The sequence below is a fragment of the Streptococcus sp. 20925_1_24 genome (assembly GCF_041432335.1).
Lineage (GTDB): Bacteria > Bacillota > Bacilli > Lactobacillales > Streptococcaceae > Streptococcus > Streptococcus mitis_BM.
This window is the reverse complement of sequence record NZ_JAPVZM010000013.1, coordinates 1-20,308: the sequence shown is the minus strand read 5'-3', so window position 1 is coordinate 20,308 and position 20,308 is coordinate 1. Positions and strand designations below refer to the sequence as shown.

Below are 20,308 nucleotides of genomic sequence, written 5' to 3'. Positions count from 1 at the left end.
GAAAAATCACGAAAAAATTTTAAAAAAAGTTTGCAAAAATCTTGCATTCTTTTTTTGACTATGCTATACTTATATACGGTTTGAAAAAACTGCCTAAGACAGTAGGGGAGCTCGACTCATAAGTATCCTACCGAGGACAAAACGTATCATGTAAAAAGAAGCGTATTGTACTTTCGTGTCTAGGTTTGGGCGCGTTTTTCTTTTGGAAAAATTCCCCAAGCAAAATAATAACGGAGGTGAACACACTAATGAGTGAAGCAATTATTGCTAAAAAAGCGGAACTAGTTGACGTAGTAGCTGAAAAAATGAAAGCTGCTGCAGCTATCGTCGTTGTAGACGCTCGTGGTTTGACAGTTGAGCAAGATACAGTTCTTCGTCGTGAGCTTCGTGGAAGCGAAGTTGAGTATAAAGTCATTAAAAACTCAATCTTACGTCGTGCAGCTGAAAAAGCTGGTCTTGAAGATCTTGCATCTGTATTTGTTGGACCATCTGCAATTGCATTTTCTAATGAAGATGTTATCGCACCAGCGAAAATCTTGAACGACTTTTCTAAAAACGCTGAAGCACTTGAAATCAAAGGTGGTGCAATCGAAGGCGCTGTCGCATCTAAAGAAGAGATTCTTGCACTTGCAACTCTTCCAAACCGCGAAGGACTTCTTTCTATGCTCCTTTCTGTACTTCAAGCGCCAGTGCGCAACGTTGCTCTTGCAGTCAAAGCGGTTGCAGAAAGCAAAGAAGACGCAGCTTAATCTTAAGCTACGCAGCGTAGCCTAGCTACGAAAAAACTATTATAAAATTTAAAACTTATTTGGAGGAAATAACAATGGCATTGAACATTGAAAACATTATTGCTGAAATTAAAGAAGCTTCAATCCTTGAATTGAACGACCTTGTAAAAGCTATCGAAGAAGAATTTGGTGTAACTGCAGCTGCTCCTGTAGCTGTTGCTGCAGCTGGTGCTGCTGACGCTGGTGCTGCTAAAGATTCATTCGACGTTGAATTGACATCTGCAGGCGACAAAAAAGTTGGCGTTATCAAAGTTGTACGTGAAATCACTGGTCTTGGACTTAAAGAAGCTAAAGAACTTGTTGACGGTGCACCAGCACTTGTTAAAGAAGGCGTTGCAACTGCAGAAGCTGAAGAAATCAAAGCTAAATTGGAAGAAGCTGGAGCTTCAGTTACTCTTAAATAAGAGGCATATACCAATTAGAATTCGGAATACTATAGTATCAGCCTTTTAGAATCGTGAACACATTTTAGAAACTGATAAATAAATTTAGTTTCCTACCAAAAACCCTACCAAAAATTAATTTGGCAGGGTTTTTCTTTTTAATAAAATTATTTTGGAGAACAGTTGTATATTGTTCTCCTTTTTTTATTTTCTGGAGGAAAAATGACAAAAGAATTACAATCATCACGCTATATTGTCATTTCATTTTTAGTACGTGAAATGGGAATTGACATTGTTGAAGCCATCTCTCTTATGGCTGAATTAGAAAAAAGTGGCTTGGTTCGCTTGGAATCAAGTGGAGATTTAATACTCAAAGAACTTGGAGGAGCGCTATGAAACGAATTACCGCAAATCAATACCAAACTTCAGAACGGTATTATAAATTACCTAAAATTCTTTTTGAGGATGAGAAATATATGGATATGAAACTAGAAGTAAAGGTAGCTTATTCTATTTTAAAAGACCGTTTAGAATTATCTCTTAGTCGTGGTTGGATAGATGAAGAAGGAGCGGTTTATTTAGTATTTTCTAATTCTAAACTGATGAGGCTGTTAGGTTGTTCGAAGTCAAAACTACTATCAATCAAAAAAGTTCTTAAAGAATATGACTTAATTGATGAAGTCCAACAGTCTTCAAGTGAAAAAGGGAGACTAGCTAATAAGATTTATTTAGGGGAATTATCTTCTACCCCAGTAGCTAGTTCGAACAGGCCTAGTGTTAAAAAAAGACTAGGGCAGGTTGAAAATGAAACGCCCCCCGTCTCATATTCAGCCCCTAGTGAGACTGAAGTTAGTGAGACTAAATATAGTGAGACTGATTCTTTATTTATTGAGGATGAGGAGGATGGGAATACTCAACCTATTTTGAAAAGAAAAGTAGAAAAGGTCACAAAATATGATCGAGATTATATTTGGGGATTGGTACAAGATCAATTTAGACGAGAAGGTTTTTCTGAAACAGCCAGTGAAATTGCTATGACTGATTTTGAGAGAATCTATCAGTATGCTCTTGACAATGTTCGCTTTGTTAGACGAGCGGAAGTTTTGGCTGAATTTGTGTTTAACGGCTTGTATTCTGTTTGGAATAACCGTGTTAGAAAAGGAGGTGGTTAAAATGTCGCCAATCGAGTGGATATTAGTTATGCTCATTGTCATTTCAAGTGGAGTGACAGTTCTGACAATGATAGTCGATCAGAAAGGGGGGATAAAGAAATGAGATTTATTGATTTATTTTCAGGTATCGGTGGCTTTCGACTTGGAATGGAAAGTGTCGGACACGAGTGTATTGGATTTTGTGAGATTGATAAATTTGCTAGGAAATCTTATAAGTCCATTTTTCAAACAGAAGGAGAAATAGAATTTCATGACATACGAGATGTTTCAGATGACGAATTTAAAAAACTTAGAGGGAAAGTCGATATCATCTGTGGGGGATTCCCTTGTCAAGCATTTTCAATCGCAGGAAGACGATTGGGATTTGAAGATACTAGAGGCACTCTGTTCTTTGAAATTGCTCGGGCGGCCAAACAAATCCAACCACGTTTTCTTTTTCTTGAAAATGTTAAAGGCCTACTCAATCACGATAAGGGACGGACGTTCACCACAATCCTTACCACGCTTGATGAATTGGGGTTTGATGTTGAGTGGCAGGTGCTTAACAGTAAGGATTTTGGCGTTCCCCAAAACAGAGAGAGGGTGTTTATTATCGGACATTCTAGAAAGAAAGGTACCAGACTCCTATTTCCTTTCAGACGAGAAGGTCAAGCAACTAACTCTGAGACTTTGAAAGAACTAGGGAATTTAAATCCATCAAGAAGTGGAATGAGTGGTAAAGTCTATTATTCAGAAGGTCTTGCGCCAACTTTAGTTCGTGGAAAAGGAGAAGGATTTAAGGTTGCGATTCCTTGTATGACACCAGATAGATTAGACAAAAGACAAAATGGTAGACGTTTCAAGGATAATCAAGAGCCAATGTTTACTTTAAATACTCAGGATCGTCATGGTATTGTCGTTGTTGGAGATTTACCGACTAGCTTTAAGGAAACTGGTCGCGTCTATGGAAGTGAGGGCTTATCTCCAACATTGACTACGATGCAAGGTGGAGATAAAATTCCCAAAATACTGATTCCAGAACCAATCCAATTTTTAAAAGTGCGGGAAGCAACTAAAAAAGGATATGCTCAAGCAGAAATAGGAGATTCAATCAATTTGGAAAGACCAAGTTCTCAGTATCGTCGTGGTAGAGTTGGAAAAGGTATAGCGAATACGTTAACAACTAGTGGTCAAATGGGAGTAGTAGTGGCTAGCTATGAAGGAGAAGATAAACAAGTTTATCATGTAGCCGGTGTCTTGATAGATGGACAATTTTACCGTCTGAGGATCCGACGAATAACTTCTAAAGAGTGTTTTCGCTTGCAGGGATTTCCTGATTGGGCTTTTGAAGCTGCTAGAAAAGTTTCTAGTAATAGTCAGCTCTATAAACAAGCTGGTAATAGTGTAACCGTTCCTGTGATTGCCGCAATCGCAAAGAAATTAAAAGAAATAGAGGAAAAAGATGAAAGCTTTAAATAAAGAGTCAATACTAGATTGTGATGAATTAGAAACAGAATTGCATGATGCAGAAATCAAACAGTTGGATGAACAAATATTTTTGATGCCCAATTATCCATGTGAGTTTGAAGTAAAATTTTTAGATTATTACCATAAAAAACATAATTACCCACTATTTTATGAATCCTATCTTCAAAACATTATGGAATTCCTTGAAAGTCAGGATATAAAGAACGGAGCTGATGCCTTTGTAGATGATAATCATAATCTTGTTTTTGTTTTATATGGGCAAGGCTATCGAGCCGAGGGAAAAGAGGGAATACTTACAACCCAAGTAACTGTAAAAGCTTATGATGAAGACAAGAAACCGATTAACTTCGCAAATTTATTAGATTCCTTAATCGTCTCAGAATATCAAATGGAAGCAAATTTGTTGGAGGTCTCTCATGATTGATCTATATCTAAGTAAAAATAGCCAAAGAAATCAACTTCTTTTGGATTTCTTTCAAAAGTATGGCATAGAGGTCACTCCTCATTCTATTTCTGAAATGACAAAGGATAAATTAATTGAGATGATGAGCTATTCTTCAGATTGTTTTGAATTTTTATCTCCCAATTTATTACGATTTAAGAACCGTGACAATCTAAGATTAACGGATTTCGTTGAGATGATTTTAAAAAATCCTGAACTAACCATCAGACTTCCTCTTGCGGTTTCAAATAAGCGAGTTTATCCAAATCTGAATTTGGAAGAGGCTAGAGCTCTATTGCCAAGAGATACGAAACAATTGATTTACATGGCACAAACACATTATTTATCTAACTAAAGGAGAAGCAATATGGCTGAACGATTTTGGGAGAACTTGTCCATTATTTTGGCTGAAAGAAATATCAGCTGGATTGAGTTAACCAGAAAAATGTTTGCGGGAGAGTTTCACTATCCAAGTGAATTGAATCGCTTGTATCAAAAGATTCGCCACTATAAGATGGAACAACGAATGCCTCAAAGTCCATGGGTAGAAAGGATTGTGCAGGTATTAGATTTAGATTATGAAGATTTATTTCGGAGGTAACTATGAAAAGAATAATTCCAGTATATATATTCCAACAAGTAAATGTCCTATTGGTATCCCTATACTTACTGAAATTTTTTTGTATCGGTGAGTTAACTATACTACAGATTCTCTATGGTTCGTCACTCATTTCTTTTTTATGGATGTATGATCAACGTAAACAAGTGGCTAAGGTCAATATGAAAATTAGGATAAAGTGGCTTGGTATTGGATTCGTTAGCCTACTGATTATAAGTCTATGTTTTAGCTTAATCCATGCTCAAGGAAGCACGAATCAAGCAAACTTAGTTGGGCTTCAACATCAAGTTCCTTGGTTTTCATTTTTATTGTTTTTAATCAATGCGAGTATGGTTGAAGAATTTTTGTATCGAGAAATTTTATGGAACTTGGTCAAAAAATTAGATATCAGAATTGCGTTGACAAGTGTTTTGTTCACTTTAGCTCATCATCCAGGAACCATTCTAGCTTGGTGTTTGTATGTTTCATTGGGAATGTTTTTAGGGATGGTGCGCTATAAATCGGACTTATGGGGCAGTATGGGGCTACATTTGGTGTGGAACCTACTAGTTTATAGTTTGCTGCTTGTTTAGACAACGTTAGATTTTCAAAGGGAAATGAAATGCTAACGTTATGTAACAATGTTAGTCTTTTATTTCAAACTCTTTGATTAATATGAATTTAGCTCGACAGAAAATTAAGAAATGTGATAAAAATTTCAACTACTCTTATCTATAATAAAGCTACCTGTTCTTTGAAAATTGAATCCACTCCGTCTTGATTAGCGTGCCTGTGTAAGTAGGGACTGAGAGTATTTCCCTGTGAAGGGCAACTGGCACAAGACGTGTGTGAGAATTTTCTAACAGACACGGAGTTTATCGTTACCAGACTTAAACGATGCGACAAACTAGATAAAGGAGTTAATCATGAAGGTAGTAAACTTGTATGATTTGAAACAAATGGGAAATAAAGGTGGTTGTACCATCCAATTGATTCATCACTTTCCTTTTGGTATGGGCTTAGGACATCTCAAAAAAGACTACATTGAATTTAAACGTGTTGGTATCTTTGATGGGAAAGCAGTAGAAGTTACTCTTCGAGAACCTTATTCGAGAGATCTACTGCAGGTTGTCAAGTCGATTAAGCAACGTCAGAAATTGATAGCTTATCGTTATAAGGAAGGAAAGCTGCTATTTGTTAAGAAGGAGGCATCAGATGTCCTCTGAACAACAGGAACGAATGGCAGTTCAATATGCTGAGCGTAGTCTTTTGTTTACTGTAAAAAGTCTTTTAAAGATTCTAGAATGGTCTAGACGTCAAGCTTTAGCACAGGATTCCGCCTATAAGATAGGGGTGCAGAAATTAGAAGAATTGCTACAATCTCCTTATTCGATTGATACGATTAATCTGAAAAAAGATTTTTTAGACAAACCAATTGATATAGAGAAATTTAAAGATTTTTTAGAAAAAGAAGAGATTCCTTTAGCCATCGCTTGGCAAGGGGATTCTCTACATTTCTACACGAAAGACCGTTCGATTCTAGACAATCATTTAGACCATCTGTTAGAAAAAATGGTTAATGATCCGGAGAAATTAGCTGATTTTACCATGGATAAGTCACTAGACCAAGCAATTGATGAGGCTAAATCCCAAATTACCTTTAGACAAGAAGGAGCCGTCAAACAGAAAGAGATGGTGAGATGATGTACAGTGGAAAGAAATTCCTACTATTCTCACTGTTAGGTATCTTACTAGGCTATCTTTTTCATCGTTTGACGCTTTTGTATGATTCCTATACTGGAAATACACTAGATAAATGGACTCATCTTCTGATGGAAGGTCAAGATGAAGTTCTTCAGTCGCCATGGAATATTTCTTTTACTGGAAAATCAAGTGCTTTTTTTCTACTAGGTTTTGTGATGATGTTGCTGGTTTATCTTTATTTAGAGACTGGCAAAAAACAATACCGAGAAGGGGTAGAATACGGGAGCGCCCGTTTTGGAACTCTAAAAGAAAAGAAGCTCTTTTACGGTAAGGAATTTTCTCATGATACGATCTTAGCACAAGATGTTCGTCTGACATTATTAGATAAAAAATCAGCCCAATATGATAGGAATAAGAATATTGCGGTGATTGGAGGTTCAGGAAGTGGGAAGACATTTCGCTTTGTGAAACCCAATCTGATTCAAATGAATAGTTCTAATATTGTAGTGGATCCTAAAGATCACTTGGCCGAAAAAACAGGCAAACTCTTTTTAGAACATGGCTACCAAGTAAAGGTGCTAGATTTAGTCAATATGAAGAACTCAGATGGCTTCAATCCTTTTCGCTATATAGAGACAGAAAATGATTTGAATCGCATGCTGACGGTTTATTTTAATAACACCAAAGGCTCTGGATCTCGTAGTGATCCATTTTGGGATGAAGCTTCTATGACTTTGGTACGAGCTTTAGCCTCCTACTTGGTCGATTTCTATAATCCACCTAAAACAAGAGAACAGCTCATAGAAGAAAGTCGTTTAAGTCAAAAGGAATACCAAAACTTGTTGAAACGTCAAAAAAAAGAAGTGGAAGAGCGAAAAAAACGAGGGCGTTATCCAAGTTTTGCTGAAATCTCAAAACTCATTAAACACTTATCCAAGGGTGAAAACCAAGAAAAAAGTGTCTTAGAAATTCTATTTGAAAATTATGCTAAAAAGTATGGGACTGAAAATTTCACCATGCGAAATTGGGCAGATTTCCAAAATTATAAGGATAAGACTCTGGATTCTGTTATAGCTGTAACCACTGCTAAATTTGCCCTCTTCAATATTCAAAGTGTCATGGATTTGACTAAAAGAGATACCCTTGATATGAAGACATGGGGCCAGGAAAAATCAATGGTTTACTTAGTTATCCCAGATAACGATAGTACCTTTCGCTTTCTTTCAGCCCTCTTTTTTTCAACCGCATTTCAAACCCTAACAAGACAAGCAGATATTGATTTTAAGGGTCAATTGCCTCTTCATGTGAGAGTTTACTTAGATGAGTTCGCAAATATCGGAGAAATCCCAGATTTTGCTGAACAAACCTCAACAGTCCGTTCTCGAAATATGAGTCTCGTTCCTATTCTTCAAAATATTGCCCAACTTCAAGGGCTCTATAAAGAAAAAGAGGCTTGGAAAACCATTCTTGGGAACTGTGACAGCTTAGTCTACTTAGGTGGGAATGATGAAGATACCTTTAAATTTATGAGTGGATTACTCGGTAAACAAACCATTGATGTTCGAAATACTAGTCGTTCCTTTGGCCAGACAGGTTCAGGATCACTTTCTCATCAAAAGATTGCTCGTGATTTAATGACACCTGACGAAGTCGGAAATATGAAACGGCATGAATGCCTGGTTCGAATTGCCAATATGCCTGTCTTTAAAAGCAAAAAGTACAATTCCACTAAGCATCCAAACTGGAAATACCTAGCCAATCAAGAAACCGATGAACGGTGGTGGAACTATCAAATCAATCCTTTAAATCAAAGACAAGAAAATCACCTTGAAGGCCTTAGAATTCGTGATTTAACTTTTGAATCTAGTTTAAAATAAAAATAGAAAAGAGGAAATAGATGATTACGCATTTTAAAGGTTTTGTTTATGGAGTAGACGCAAGTGCTATGTTTGCACAAGCTATGTCTTTGTTGCAGAAGGGATTGATTGCGGTTGGTGCCTTTCTCGTTGTTGTGGGGATTGTCAACCTTGCAACCAACATTAAAGACGGTGGACCAGGTGTTCGGAATGCCATTCTTGAAATTGTCGGTGGTGTTATGGTTGGGGCTGCTGGAGCCTTTGTAACCCAGATTTCAATTTAGGAGGATAAACAATGACATGAATCTTAGTTTAGTCTCACCCTTTGTTTACCTTGCATCTGAAAAAATATCAGCTGAAAATTTATTTGAAGGATTTAATGTAGATTTACAATCTACGGTAGATTTGATTAAATCTCTATCTAGCTACAATCCAACCGTTTGGACTTATATGTCTAGTATTACTAAAAGTGTCATGCAGCCTCTTGGAGTTGCGATTTTATCAGTTGTTCTCATCTTAGAATTTTCGAAGATGGCAAAGAAAATTGCTAACTCAGGTGGAGCGATGACCTTTGAAGCATTAGCCCCGATGTTGATTAGTTATATTATGGTCGCAGTTGTAATTACCAACACTACCGTTATTGTAGAAGCCATCATCGGGATTGCGAGTCACGCCATTGAACAAGTGGCCTCGATTGTGGCTCACGGTGGGGCAAAGTATGATACAATCTCTGGATTAAAGGGGTCAGGATTTATTGGCCGGATGATTGTGGGCTTTTTCGCCCTTCTCATTTGGCTTGTTCGAATAGTAAGTGCAGCCATGGTTAATCTGTTGGTATCCATTCGATTCATTCAACTCTATCTTATGATTCCATTTGCCCCTCTTACGATTCCAACATTTTTAAGCGATGAATGGAAGTCTATTGGTATTGGCTATTTAAAAAATATTATGGTCTATGCGGTACAAGGGGTTCTCATTTTTCTGATTGTTTCGCTTGTTCCTTTATTTGAATCTGCTGGGAAAATAGCTGTTTCAAATGGTGCAGGAGTCTTGCAATCACTTGCGATTATGTTTGGTAGTTTGGTACAAGCTATCTTACTGATTATTGCCCTCGTTGGTTCTCAACGTACGGCTCGCTCAATATTAGGTATGTAATTAGATAAAGGCTAGGAAGTGATTGCTTCTTAGCCTTTTTAGAAAGGAAAGTCATGAATACACGTGTCTTTAAAGACATCTCAAAATACCAACACAGGGCTTGGTTAGGCTTCACAACAAGACAAATCATCTTTGTCCTACCAGCCTTTATTGTCACAGTTATTGTTTTGGGTTTGAATCTCTTTTACTGGCAATTTGGAGATTGGTTTGTTTACGGTTTTGTGTTTGCCTTTACCATCCCCCTCATGCTCTTTGGAGTCTATAAACCCAATGATTTATATTTTGAACATTATTTGAAATACCGTCTTCATTTTGAACTAACGGTTCCCCTACGCACAATTACTGGAAAGAAAGGACCTGAACATGAAAAGAAAATCAAATACATTAAAGAAACAAAAAACTTCAACGACTAATCAGAAAGAAGTAGTTAAAGGGAAAAAAGAGGAAGTGTTACCTTCAACGGCTAATACACTTTCCTATCAAGCCCTGTATCAAAATGGTCTGATGCAGGTGAAAGAAGATTATTTCTCACAAAGCTATTTACTTGGTGATGTCAATTACCAGACCGTTGGTTTAGAAGATAAGGGGGCAATCATTGAGAAGTATTCTGATTTGATTAACTCCCTAGACGACCAAACCAACTTCCAATTGACCATCTTTAATAAAAGATTGAATTTAGAAAAGTTTAGACAAAGTGTTTTGTATGAGGAAAAAGAAGATGGATATGATACCTATCGTAAAGAATTGAATCGGATGATGAATCAGAATTTAGACAGTGGTGAAAATAATTTTTCAGCTGTGAAACTGATTAGCTTTGGTAGAAAGGATTCTAATCCCAAACAAGCCTATCGTTCCTTGTCCCAAATAGGAGAATATTTCAAGAGTGGTTTCTCAGAAATTGATGCACGATTTGAATCCTTGGCTGGAGAAGAGCGTGTCAACTTGTTGGCAGATATGCTTAGAGGAGAACAACATCTTCCTTTTTCTTACCGTGATTTAACGAGATCTGGTCAGACAACTCGTCACTTCATAGCACCTAATCTCTTGGATTTTAAAAACAAGAATTACCTACAAATCAATGACCGCTTATTACAGATTGTCTATGTGAGAGACTATGGTATGGAATTAGGGGATCAGTTTATTCGAGACCTCATGCAAGGAGATTTGGAATTGATTGTGAGCCTCCATGCTCAAAGTTCGACCAAGGCAGATGCCATGAAGAAACTACGAACAAAGAAGACCTTGATGGAATCCCAAAAGATTGGGGAACAACAAAAACTTGCTCGTACAGGTATCTATTTGGAAAAAGTAGGTCATGTATTAGAAAGCAATATCGATGAAGCTGAGGAACTCTTAAAAACCATGACCGAGACAGGAGATAAACTATTTCAAACGGTCTTCTTGATTGGGGTTTTTGGTCAGGATGAAGAAGAACTCAAACAAGCTTTAGACACTATCCAACAAGTGGCCGGCTCTAATGACCTAATGATTGATAAACTTCCATATATGCAAGAAGCAGCCTTTAATAGTTTGCTACCATTTGGTTGTGATTTTTTAGAGGGGGTATCACGGAGTTTATTAACGTCCAATGTAGCAGTGAACTCTCCATGGACTTCAGTAGACTTACAAGACCGTAGTGGGAAATATTACGGTATCAATCAAATATCAAGCAATATTATTACCATTGATCGAAGCTTATTAAATACACCGTCTGGTCTGATTTTAGGGACATCTGGAGCTGGGAAAGGGATGGCAACCAAGCATGAAATTATCACGACCAAAATCAAGGAATCTGGTGAAAATACCGAAATTATCATCGTGGATCCAGAAGCAGAATACAGTGTCATTGGACGAGCTTTTGGAGGAGAAATGATTGATATTGCGCCTGATTCCCAAACCTATCTCAATGTACTTGACTTGTCTGAGGAAAATATGGATGAGGATCCTGTTAAGGTAAAATCAGAATTTCTTTTATCCTTTATCGGCAAGTTATTGGATAGGAAAATGGATGGAAGAGAAAAATCGATTATCGACCGAGTTACGAGACTCACCTATCAGTCATTTAAAGAGCCTTCTTTGGAAGAATGGGTCTTTGTCTTGAGTCAACAACCAGAAGAAGAAGCGCAGAATTTGGCGCTTGATATGGAACTGTATGTCGAAGGTTCTCTTGATATTTTTTCTCATAAGACCAATATTCAGACAGGATCTAATTTCTTAATCTATAATGTTAAAAAGTTAGGAGATGAGCTGAAACAAATCGCCCTTATGGTTGTTTTTGATCAGATATGGAATCGTGTTGTTCGGAACCAAAAATTAGGGAAGAAGACCTGGATTTATTTTGATGAAATGCAGCTTCTTTTATTAGATAAATATGCCAGTGATTTCTTCTTTAAATTGTGGAGTCGTGTCAGAAAATATGGAGCCAGTCCGACTGGGATAACCCAAAATGTCGAAACCTTATTGTTAGATCCAAATGGTAGACGGATTATTGCAAATAGTGAATTTATGATTATCCTAAAGCAAGCAAAAAATGACCGAGAAGAATTGGTTCAACTCTTAGGCTTGTCAAAAGAACTCGAAAAATACCTTGTCAATCCAGAAAAAGGGGCAGGACTGATAAAAGCTGGTTCAGTTGTCGTACCCTTTAAAAATAAGATTCCTCAAGGTACACAATTGTTTGATATCATGAGTACGGATCCTGATAAAATGGCTTCTAACTAAGGGGAAGGTAAATGAAGGATAAAAGAGAAATCATACGTGCACGAAAGGCATTTAGAAGAAGTCTAAAAGATGAGAAGAAATTCTTGAAACAAGGAAAGAAGGAGGTGAGGAAACAGAAAAAAGATTCCGCTGTACTGGATGAAAAAGCATGGAAAAAAGAGATAAAAGAAAAGCTAGAGGAGATGAGAGAAGCTTCAAAGGAGAGAGTAAAACAAGCAAATGAAGACTACAATCACATCCTTCAAAATAGTCCTCCATCTCTTTTGAATCGTAAAGAATTAAGAGACAGACGATTGCCTCATGCTAGGAAACGATTGAAAATAGCCAAGAAGCAATTTAGAGAAGCCAAGGTAGAAGCAAAAGAAGAAAGAAAAGAGAGTCGTAAAGAAAGAAAAACCAATCAAAAATTTCTTTATGGTCAGGAATCGAAACATAAATCTAATTTTTTCTTTCAAGGGAAGAGTTTAGAAGAATTAAAAGCCAAGAAGGAAGTAAAGGCTGCTAAAGAAAATTTAAAATATACTAAACAAGCCTATAAGTCCAAAAAAGTCAGTAGGAAAGCCAAAACTTTTCTTTATGTCCTTGGACGTGAAGGTGGAGATTTAGCTTCAGAAAATGAAGATTTAGAAGGTTATCGCACTTTACAAGAGACCATTAGAAAAGGGAAACGCTACAGTCGGCTTTCTTATAACCTTGGAAAAGCTAGTGTCAAAACAGGACAAGCAACAGGTCGTTTTACCAAGAAAAGACTGACCAACACAAAAGAGCGATACCATCATTTTAAAGATGGAAAAGGATGGAAACTAGCGAAAGATAACCCAAGTTCCTTTAAAAATCGGTTTCGAAAATTAAAGAAACAAGGTCTTACAAGTGTCCGAAATATCTATCAAAAACTAAAAGCAGCCTTTTCCTTCTTTACATTTACGGCTGGAAATCCTGTAACCTGGATAGTTGGAGGATTAGTCTTTCTTCTCTTATTTATGATGAGCTTCTTTTTAGGATTTTCATCTGCTAGTTTGATTCAACAAGATGAATTTGAATTAACAAAAGCTTATACCCACCTAACTTGGGAAGATGCAGAACATACTCGTACAAATGACAAAGGAATTACCTATTACACAAAAGTTGATGATGTGATGGGGTATATGAACTTTAAATTCCATGACTATGAGTTACACAAACCAGTTCACTTATTTAGTTCAGAAACTTACAAGGATTATCTGTCTACTTTGTGGCATGATTTAAACGATGGAGAAGATTTGAAATCCATGCAAGACCTCTATGAAACTCCTAAGTATAAACTATCGAAAGACGATCAAGAGGAAATGAAGGAACTAAAAGAAGAAGGTGTCTATGCTTCCATGCAAGAATTGGACAATCCATTTGAAGGGAAAAGCAACGAAGATAGTCTAACCATGACTTATCGTTATGGATACTATGATTTAGACGGGAAACCTACCCTTCAGGAGTACATTCTACTAGAAGCGAAGGCTCACCAAACGATTGTCGCACCAATGGATGGTGTTGTATCTCTAGATGGCGACAATGTTATTCTCACTAACGGAAAAGGAGAGAATGAGAGTCGATTGACCTTGTATTCTATTCATAATGGCCGTGCGATTGAGGGGACAAGAGTTCTAACGGGTGATATTATTGGTGAAACACCAGACGATACAGGTTTGAAAGTTTCCTATCAAAAGTATAAGAACAAGAAAGAAAAATTAGTGTATGTCAATCCACAATTTTATTTTCCAAAAGTCATTCAACTTCAGACCACTATCTTACCTGCCATTGGTCAGTTTGGTGGAGATGAGTTTGAACGAGCAAAACATATTTATGATTTTTTGAAATCTCAAGGGGCAAGTCCCCAAGCCATTGCGGCTATTTTAGGAAATTGGTCGGTAGAATCTTCTATTAATCCTAAACGAGCTGAAGGAGATTACTTATCTCCTCCTGTTGGAGCTACCGATTCCTCATGGGATGATGAAGCATGGTTAGCGATTGGAGGTCCAGCCATTTATAGTGGTGCTTATCCTAATATCCTTCATAGAGGTTTGGGTTTAGGGCAATGGACGGATACTGCAGATGGTTCAACACGTCATACAGCTTTATTGAATTATGCACATAGTAAAAATAAGAAGTGGTATGATTTAGACCTCCAACTTGATTTTATGCTTCATGGGGATAGTCCTTACTATCAAAGTTGGTTAAAAGATTTCTTTAAAAATACAGGCAGTGCAGCTAATCTCGCCCAACTCTTCCTCACCTATTGGGAGGGAAATTCTGGTGACAAACTACTGGAAAGACAAACCAGAGCAACGGAATGGTATTACCAAATTGAAAAAGGCTTTAGCCAAACAAATGGAGGACAGGCAAAGAGTGATCCACAATCCCTTGAAGGTGTTCGTGGGGACTTGTATGATCATTCTGTTCCTGGTGGTGGAGATGGTATGGCCTATGCCTATGGACAATGTACATGGGGTGTTGCGGCTCGTATGAACCAGTTAGGCCTAAAATTAAAAGGTAGAAATGGAGAAAAGATTTCAATCATTAATACCATGGGAAATGGTCAGGACTGGGTTGCGACAGCTTCAAGTCTTGGTGGGGAAACTGGCTCTACACCAAGAGCAGGTGCCATTGTTTCTTTTGTAGGAGGTACACATGGCACACCAGCCATCTACGGTCATGTGGCTTTTGTCGAGAAAGTATATGATGATGGTTCTTTCCTTGTGTCTGAGACAAACTATGGTGGCAATCCTAACTATACCTTTAGAAAAATCTCGCAAGCAGATAGCGCCATCAGTTTTGCCTATACTACGAAATAGAAGAGTTTAAACTTGAAATTTTAGCTATTTTCAGGTAAAATAAATAGTGTAGATGAGTGGTCGGCTCATGGTCAATCTGATAGTAATCTTGGACATAAGGGCCAAGCGGTGGCGGACACCAGAACGAAATCCGATAGCAATCTTGGACGTAAGGGCCAAGCGGTGGCAGACACCAGAATAAACCGACTGACTAGGTGGCTTACAGACTCTGTAAACCACCTTTTTTGTGAGGAAAATATGGCAAATTCTAGAGATTATCGTAATCCAAATTACACCGAAAAAATAAAACTTCAGCGTTTTTTTACTCAGTTACAAATTGCGGCTTCTTTTTTTAAAGAACACTTCGTTGGCAAAATCATGTATTATGAAACAGAAATAGAAAGTGTTGAACTTCATTTTTCACCTACTAATTTCATGCACCTATGTGGTGTTGATTACCGAAAAGGTGCAGGCAGTTTCTTTGACGATTGTTTAAATAGGCATGTCATAATTGATGAGTTGAAAATAAAAAAAGATGGAACCACGATGCAAAAGTTACAAGTTTTAGGATCCATTGAGGAGTTATTGGGAAAGCATGTTCATCTAACTGGTTCAGGACGTTATTTGTATTTGGAGTTTGATTATGCTTTACGTACAAGAAAACAGATACTAGCATTAACATTGAAAGAGACATCTAGGAAAATTGTTCCTCAATCTTTATTAGATTTGAAGAGAAAGACAGTATTTCCAAAAGGTCAAAAAGTAATTTCAATTTACTCAAAACATTTACAAACGTCGGAACTCTTTTATTATTTAAAAGATTAGTTTACATATCTTTTGTGGCATAAAATATATTTTTATCATTTTCAGGAGAACGCAGTTTTGGCTCGTTCTCTTTTTAGTTGTGATACTTCTTTCAAGGAATATTTGATAGGATTGGAGTGAAAATAGATTAACTAGGAAAGAAGGAAGTAAATGGAAGCCATTTATCAACCTGATTCGAAACTGGTTGTACTACTTGATGATAAATAATTAGCGCTAGGAACTAATAGCTGATTGGAAAATACATAGGCTAAATATTTATGTGATTTAAAATGTTATAAAAACGTAATTTTTCAGACAATAAACATCCATGTTTCATAAAATGTAATATTTATAAAGAATAGCGAACAATATCCGTATATATATATATATATATATATATATATACGGATATTGTTCGTTTTGTGATATGAAACTTTGCGAAAAACTCTATTGATTTATTAGATAAAAAGAGTATCATAATATATAACAAGATATTTATAACGGAGGAAATCAGATGTTTTATAAAGGTAAACATGATCGTGAAAAACAACTACGTTTTTCTATTCGCAAAGTAAGTTTTGGAGCAGCTTCAGTCGCGATTGCTGCTTTTATGATGTTTATTGGTGGAGGTACTGTTCAGGCAGATGCTATTCAAAGTAATGATAGTAGTGCTGCCTCAGTATCTTCAAATCATCAACCAAAGGAATATGATAAGAAAACAGATAATGAGGATAGAGTTAATACTTCTAATCTTAAGGTATCAGAAGCAACTTCTGAAAATACAGGATCTAAAGATGTTATTTCTTCAACTGAATCTTTTAATAATGAGAGTAGACAAGAGGAAAAACAGTTTATTAAAGCTGATACAAGTAAATTAGAATTAGCTGTTGCTCGTGTTCAAGCGTTACTTGAAAAAACTGAAGTGAATGAAAAAACAGAAGAAGTAATCAAAAGTGCGAATGAAGAATTAGCTAAAGCGCAAGACTTATTATCTAATGATAAAGTAATACAGGGAGATATCGACAAAGAATTAAGTTCTCTTAATAATATAGATTTTATTCTTAAAAGTATACCAAAAGCATCCATTGAAAAGAAATTAGAAAAAGAAAACAAAAATCAAGATCCACGAAATGGAAAAGCCATTCCAGGAAAAGGAGAGAGTGGATTTAGAGCAGAAGAAACTAGAAATGTAGAATCTAAAATACTAGAGAATGGGAATATTACTGCCAGTGGAACAATTACGACTAATGACCGAATGGGAAATTATTCTCCAACTAAGTTTTCTTATAATGTAAAATTAAAAGATGGTTCTTATCATGAAAATGATAAAATAAGTATTACTTTCGAAGAATTAGGAAGTGGTTCATCTTTGCCTGAGACATTATCAAAAGACGGAAAAGTTTTTGCCAGAAGAGAGAGTATAGAAGAATTATTTACTAATGAAGCTGCTAAAGGTAAAAAAACTTCCTTTTGGGCTCAGCGTGATGATTCAGCATCATTAGAAGAAAAAGAGCAAGCAAAATTAAAAAATAGAGGTACAAAAACTAGGTTTACTTATAAGTTTACTTCTGCAATTGAAAGTTTAAAAGATGTATCTTTCGGAGGTGCATTGAATGATTATAGTTTAAGGTATCCTGAAGTTAGTGAAGATAAATTAGTAACTGCAAAAATCTTAGTTAATAACCAAACCGTTGTTGAGAAAGAATATACTGTTAATAAAACAAATATTAAACAAGAAAAACCTAGTGAGGCACCTTCTACTATTTCAAGTTCTGGGACTTTAGAGTTTGGACAAAATGGTGAATTAATAAATCATAGTGAACAATTTAATTTTAGTACAAATAAGTATGAATATGGCGTAGGTACAACTTTTACTATTAAGTTAAACGATAAAAGTTTAAATAAATTTGTTAAAAGTGGCGATTTTAAAAAAGTTCGAGCAAATTTATCAAATAAATCAACAACTGCTAACACTAAGATAAATGAAGAGCATGTTATATTAAAATCACCAAGAACTTATGCTGAGTTTCAAGTTATTAGTCTTACTGATGATGAACTAGTTGTAAAAATTGTGGGTGGTAAGGCAACTTCAGATACAAATTATAGTTTTGATTGGGCAGCAGCCGGTGTGTCAAGAGAACCAGTTTCGAACACTGTTAATTTATATCATTCACAAACTGGTAAGTTTGGACCTGTAAATGAAACTGTCAAAATAACGAAAGAAAATAGTTCGGATGACTTGAGTGGTCAATATACAACAAATATGGAAATCTCATGGGATAATCCGAAAAAAAATTCATTTGATGCTTCTGGGAATTGGCTTAAAGAATACTTAGAACTCGGAAATGTTGCTATGCGTTATATTAATGTTGCTAATAATAATCCGATTTTAAAAGCAACTTCAATTGTTAAAGGGGGAGTAGCTGAAGTAGATAAATTTGCGACTGCAACTCCAACAAAAGATTTTACAGAAGCTAATGTTGCTACAGAAGCTAATAACACGACGAAAAAAGAAGAGACACAAAATGAGAATGTTAAAACAACCACTGCTACTGCGCCATATATTATTAAAGGAACTGATAATAAATACTATGTATTTAGAGAGTATCTAAAAAATAGTCCATATAAGCGAACATCAACTAGTGGTACAGTTTATGATGCGGTGTCAAATATTGTAGCAGCTTACGATGAAGCAAAATACGGAAAAGTTACTGTAAAATATGTAAAAGCTAATGATACTGCTACTGTTCTTAGAGAAAATGTCTTAAAAGATGCTACAGCAAAATTAGAAAATATTGTTGGTACCAATTATTCAGTTACACCAGAAGAAGAATTTAGTGAAAATGGTGTAGTTTACAAACTAGTTAAAACTGATTTACCAAATAATTCAGATGGGATATTATCAGAAAATCCTACAGAAGTTGTTTATAAATACGTAGTTAAAAATCAAAAAGCAAATGTTGTCATTAAAACAACTGATGGTAAGCACTCTACAACAGTAGAATTAACTGGTGAACCGGGAACTGCCTTACCAAATAGCGAAGACATTACTAATAAAATTAAAGAATTAAAAGGAAAAGGATACGAAGTTGAAAGTGATACATACAATGTAAATGGTGCTCATCCTGATTTTGATGACCAAGATGATGAGGAAGCAGGAGTTTCTAAACCATCTCAAACCTTTGAAATCACATTGAAACCTAGAATCATTGAAGTACCTTCATCAACGCCACATGAAAAAGATAGCCCAGTAGATCCAAATGGAAATAATCCAGAATTGAAATGGCCTAAGGGCTTGGCTGAATCTGACTTGACTAAGACCGCTAAACGTGTGATTTCTTATGTGAAGAAAGATTCTAATACAGCAGCTGAAGAAAAAGCTTTAGATGATACTGTTCAAACTGTGTCATTCACAAGAAAAGCAAAAGTAAATCTAGTTGATAAAACAGTCGAATATACAGATTGGGAATCATCAAATCAAACATGGGAAAAAGTAGAAGTTAAAACATTAGCAGGATATATTGCTGATAAAAAAGAAATTCCAGCCAAAGAAGCAGTAACCCCTGAAAAAGATACAAAAGTAATCCCTGATGAAACAGATAAGGTTACTTATACGAAGATTGGAAGTTGGACTCCAATTAATCCGACAACTGGATTAGAAGAAACTCCAATTCCATTCCCTAATGATCCAACAGACCCAACAAAAACTGGGGAAATTACAGAAATTATTCCTCATAAAGATGGCTATACTCCAAAAGATGGAAGTGGAAATTCATTAACACCAATCGATCCAGAACATTTAGATAAAGGATATCATCCGCCAAAAATCACAGATCCAAAAGCTAATATTAAGATTACTTATGAAAAAGATGATCAAAAAGCAAAAGTGAAATTCGTTTCCGTAGATCCAAAAACTCAACAAGAAACAGAATTAACGGATCATGCATTAATGTTAACTGGTAAAACAGGAGAAACGATTTCTGAAAGAGATGTTCAAACTCGTATCGATGTGTTGAAATCAATGGGTTACGATATTGTTGACAATCCATTTGATAAAAATCCAGTGTTTGATACTTTAAAAGACACAACTGATAAAGTTTCTCAAGAATTTATTATTAAAGTACAACCACGTGTGTCAACTGCTTATCCAGTTTATGTTGTAGAAGGAACTAAACCATCTTCCGAACAATTAAAAGATGCCGTGTCAACAAAAGGCAACGATAAAACAGTAGATGAAACGAAGATTCCAGAAACAACTGGAAAAGTTGGAGATGACTCATTGACAGTTCCAATAACAGTAACGTACGGTTCAGGAGATAAGAAGCGAGAAGAAACCGTCAATGTACCGGTTAAAGTTGTAAAAGGTTATCCACAAATCGTGCCTGTTGATGAAGATAAGAAACAGCCATATCCT

General features: G+C 36.1%; 20 protein-coding genes and 1 other annotated feature. Of the genes, 19 read left to right on the top strand and 1 reads right to left on the bottom strand.

Going from position 1 to position 20,308, the window contains the following annotated elements; all coding sequences use genetic code 11:
- The first annotated feature begins 74 nt into the window (after nucleotides 1–74).
- Nucleotides 75–210 (top strand) — a sequence feature (ribosomal protein L10 leader region).
- A gap of 38 nt (nucleotides 211–248) precedes the next feature.
- The 17 genes from rplJ to O3650_RS07345 all read left to right on the top strand — a co-directional run bounded on the left by rplJ (nucleotide 249) and on the right by O3650_RS07345 (nucleotide 15,111).
- Nucleotides 249–749 (top strand): 50S ribosomal protein L10, encoded by a 501-nt coding sequence (rplJ, locus tag O3650_RS07425; RefSeq protein ID WP_042900879.1) that lies wholly within the window; start codon nucleotides 249–251, stop codon nucleotides 747–749.
- 74 nt (nucleotides 750–823) lie between these two features.
- On the top strand, nucleotides 824–1,192 hold the full coding sequence (rplL, locus tag O3650_RS07420) for a 50S ribosomal protein L7/L12 (RefSeq protein WP_001196965.1): 369 nt from the start codon (nucleotides 824–826) through the stop codon (nucleotides 1,190–1,192).
- Nucleotides 1,193–1,393: 201 nt separating this feature from the next.
- A complete protein-coding gene (locus O3650_RS07415) occupies nucleotides 1,394–1,567 on the top strand; it encodes a hypothetical protein (protein WP_000159607.1) in 174 nt (57 codons plus the stop codon).
- Entirely contained in the window at nucleotides 1,564–2,343 is a 780-nt protein-coding gene (locus O3650_RS07410; protein WP_045611627.1) for a replication initiator protein A, read from the top strand. Before O3650_RS07415 ends, O3650_RS07410 begins: the two co-directional genes overlap by 4 nt.
- Nucleotides 2,344–2,442: 99 nt before the next feature.
- On the top strand, nucleotides 2,443–3,801 hold the full coding sequence (dcm, locus tag O3650_RS07405) for a DNA (cytosine-5-)-methyltransferase (RefSeq protein WP_371491834.1): 1,359 nt from the start codon (nucleotides 2,443–2,445) through the stop codon (nucleotides 3,799–3,801).
- Nucleotides 3,785–4,234, top strand: coding sequence for a hypothetical protein (locus O3650_RS07400; protein ID WP_371491833.1), 450 nt, complete (start codon nucleotides 3,785–3,787; stop codon nucleotides 4,232–4,234). The genes dcm and O3650_RS07400 overlap by 17 nt, the downstream gene beginning before the upstream one ends.
- Nucleotides 4,227–4,607 (top strand): hypothetical protein, encoded by a 381-nt coding sequence (locus O3650_RS07395; RefSeq protein ID WP_000566537.1) that lies wholly within the window; start codon nucleotides 4,227–4,229, stop codon nucleotides 4,605–4,607. Before O3650_RS07400 ends, O3650_RS07395 begins: the two co-directional genes overlap by 8 nt.
- Before the next feature lie 12 nt (nucleotides 4,608–4,619).
- A complete protein-coding gene (locus O3650_RS07390) occupies nucleotides 4,620–4,853 on the top strand; it encodes a hypothetical protein (RefSeq protein ID WP_000840776.1) in 234 nt (77 codons plus the stop codon).
- Between the two features lie 2 nt (nucleotides 4,854–4,855).
- Nucleotides 4,856–5,443, top strand: a complete 588-nt coding sequence (locus tag O3650_RS07385) for a CPBP family intramembrane glutamic endopeptidase (protein WP_371491832.1) — start codon at nucleotides 4,856–4,858, stop codon at nucleotides 5,441–5,443.
- Between the two features lie 333 nt (nucleotides 5,444–5,776).
- Nucleotides 5,777–6,076: a hypothetical protein gene (locus O3650_RS07380; RefSeq protein ID WP_000869753.1), complete on the top strand. Its 300-nt coding sequence runs from the start codon at nucleotides 5,777–5,779 to the stop codon at nucleotides 6,074–6,076.
- On the top strand, nucleotides 6,066–6,554 hold the full coding sequence (locus O3650_RS07375) for a hypothetical protein (RefSeq protein ID WP_371491831.1): 489 nt from the start codon (nucleotides 6,066–6,068) through the stop codon (nucleotides 6,552–6,554). Before O3650_RS07380 ends, O3650_RS07375 begins: the two co-directional genes overlap by 11 nt.
- Nucleotides 6,554–8,431 carry a VirD4-like conjugal transfer protein, CD1115 family gene (locus tag O3650_RS07370; RefSeq protein WP_371491842.1) on the top strand — a complete coding sequence of 626 codons (1,878 nt, stop codon included), beginning with the start codon at nucleotides 6,554–6,556 and terminating at the stop codon, nucleotides 8,429–8,431. Before O3650_RS07375 ends, O3650_RS07370 begins: the two co-directional genes overlap by 1 nt.
- Nucleotides 8,432–8,451: 20 nt before the next feature.
- The gene (locus tag O3650_RS07365) at nucleotides 8,452–8,694 is read left to right on the top strand and encodes a hypothetical protein (protein WP_000627865.1); all 243 of its coding nucleotides are present in this window, start codon (nucleotides 8,452–8,454) and stop codon (nucleotides 8,692–8,694) included.
- Between the two features lie 16 nt (nucleotides 8,695–8,710).
- The gene (locus O3650_RS07360; protein WP_001054257.1) at nucleotides 8,711–9,565 is read left to right on the top strand and encodes a conjugal transfer protein TrbL; all 855 of its coding nucleotides are present in this window, start codon (nucleotides 8,711–8,713) and stop codon (nucleotides 9,563–9,565) included.
- 53 nt (nucleotides 9,566–9,618) lie between these two features.
- Nucleotides 9,619–9,978 carry a PrgI family protein gene (locus O3650_RS07355; RefSeq protein WP_033607216.1) on the top strand — a complete coding sequence of 120 codons (360 nt, stop codon included), beginning with the start codon at nucleotides 9,619–9,621 and terminating at the stop codon, nucleotides 9,976–9,978.
- The gene (locus O3650_RS07350; RefSeq protein ID WP_371491830.1) at nucleotides 9,929–12,286 is read left to right on the top strand and encodes a VirB4-like conjugal transfer ATPase, CD1110 family; all 2,358 of its coding nucleotides are present in this window, start codon (nucleotides 9,929–9,931) and stop codon (nucleotides 12,284–12,286) included. The genes O3650_RS07355 and O3650_RS07350 overlap by 50 nt, the downstream gene beginning before the upstream one ends.
- Before the next feature lie 11 nt (nucleotides 12,287–12,297).
- On the top strand, nucleotides 12,298–15,111 hold the full coding sequence (locus tag O3650_RS07345) for a phage tail tip lysozyme (protein WP_261031054.1): 2,814 nt from the start codon (nucleotides 12,298–12,300) through the stop codon (nucleotides 15,109–15,111).
- 30 nt (nucleotides 15,112–15,141) lie between these two features.
- Here the strand turns inward: O3650_RS07345 and O3650_RS07340 are convergent, their stop codons facing one another.
- Complete coding sequence (locus O3650_RS07340; protein ID WP_071788347.1) at nucleotides 15,142–15,330, bottom strand: hypothetical protein; 189 nt, start codon at nucleotides 15,328–15,330, stop codon at nucleotides 15,142–15,144.
- An 18-nt stretch (nucleotides 15,331–15,348) separates the two neighbouring features.
- Here O3650_RS07340 and O3650_RS07335 point away from each other — a divergent pair, with 18 nt between their 5' ends.
- Together O3650_RS07335 and O3650_RS07330 are read left to right on the top strand one after the other, a co-directional pair.
- Nucleotides 15,349–15,915: a PBECR4 domain-containing protein gene (locus tag O3650_RS07335; protein WP_000013900.1), complete on the top strand. Its 567-nt coding sequence runs from the start codon at nucleotides 15,349–15,351 to the stop codon at nucleotides 15,913–15,915.
- A gap of 493 nt (nucleotides 15,916–16,408) precedes the next feature.
- A partial coding sequence (locus tag O3650_RS07330; protein ID WP_371491829.1) for a YSIRK-type signal peptide-containing protein occupies nucleotides 16,409–20,308 on the top strand: 3,900 nt, incomplete at its 3' end.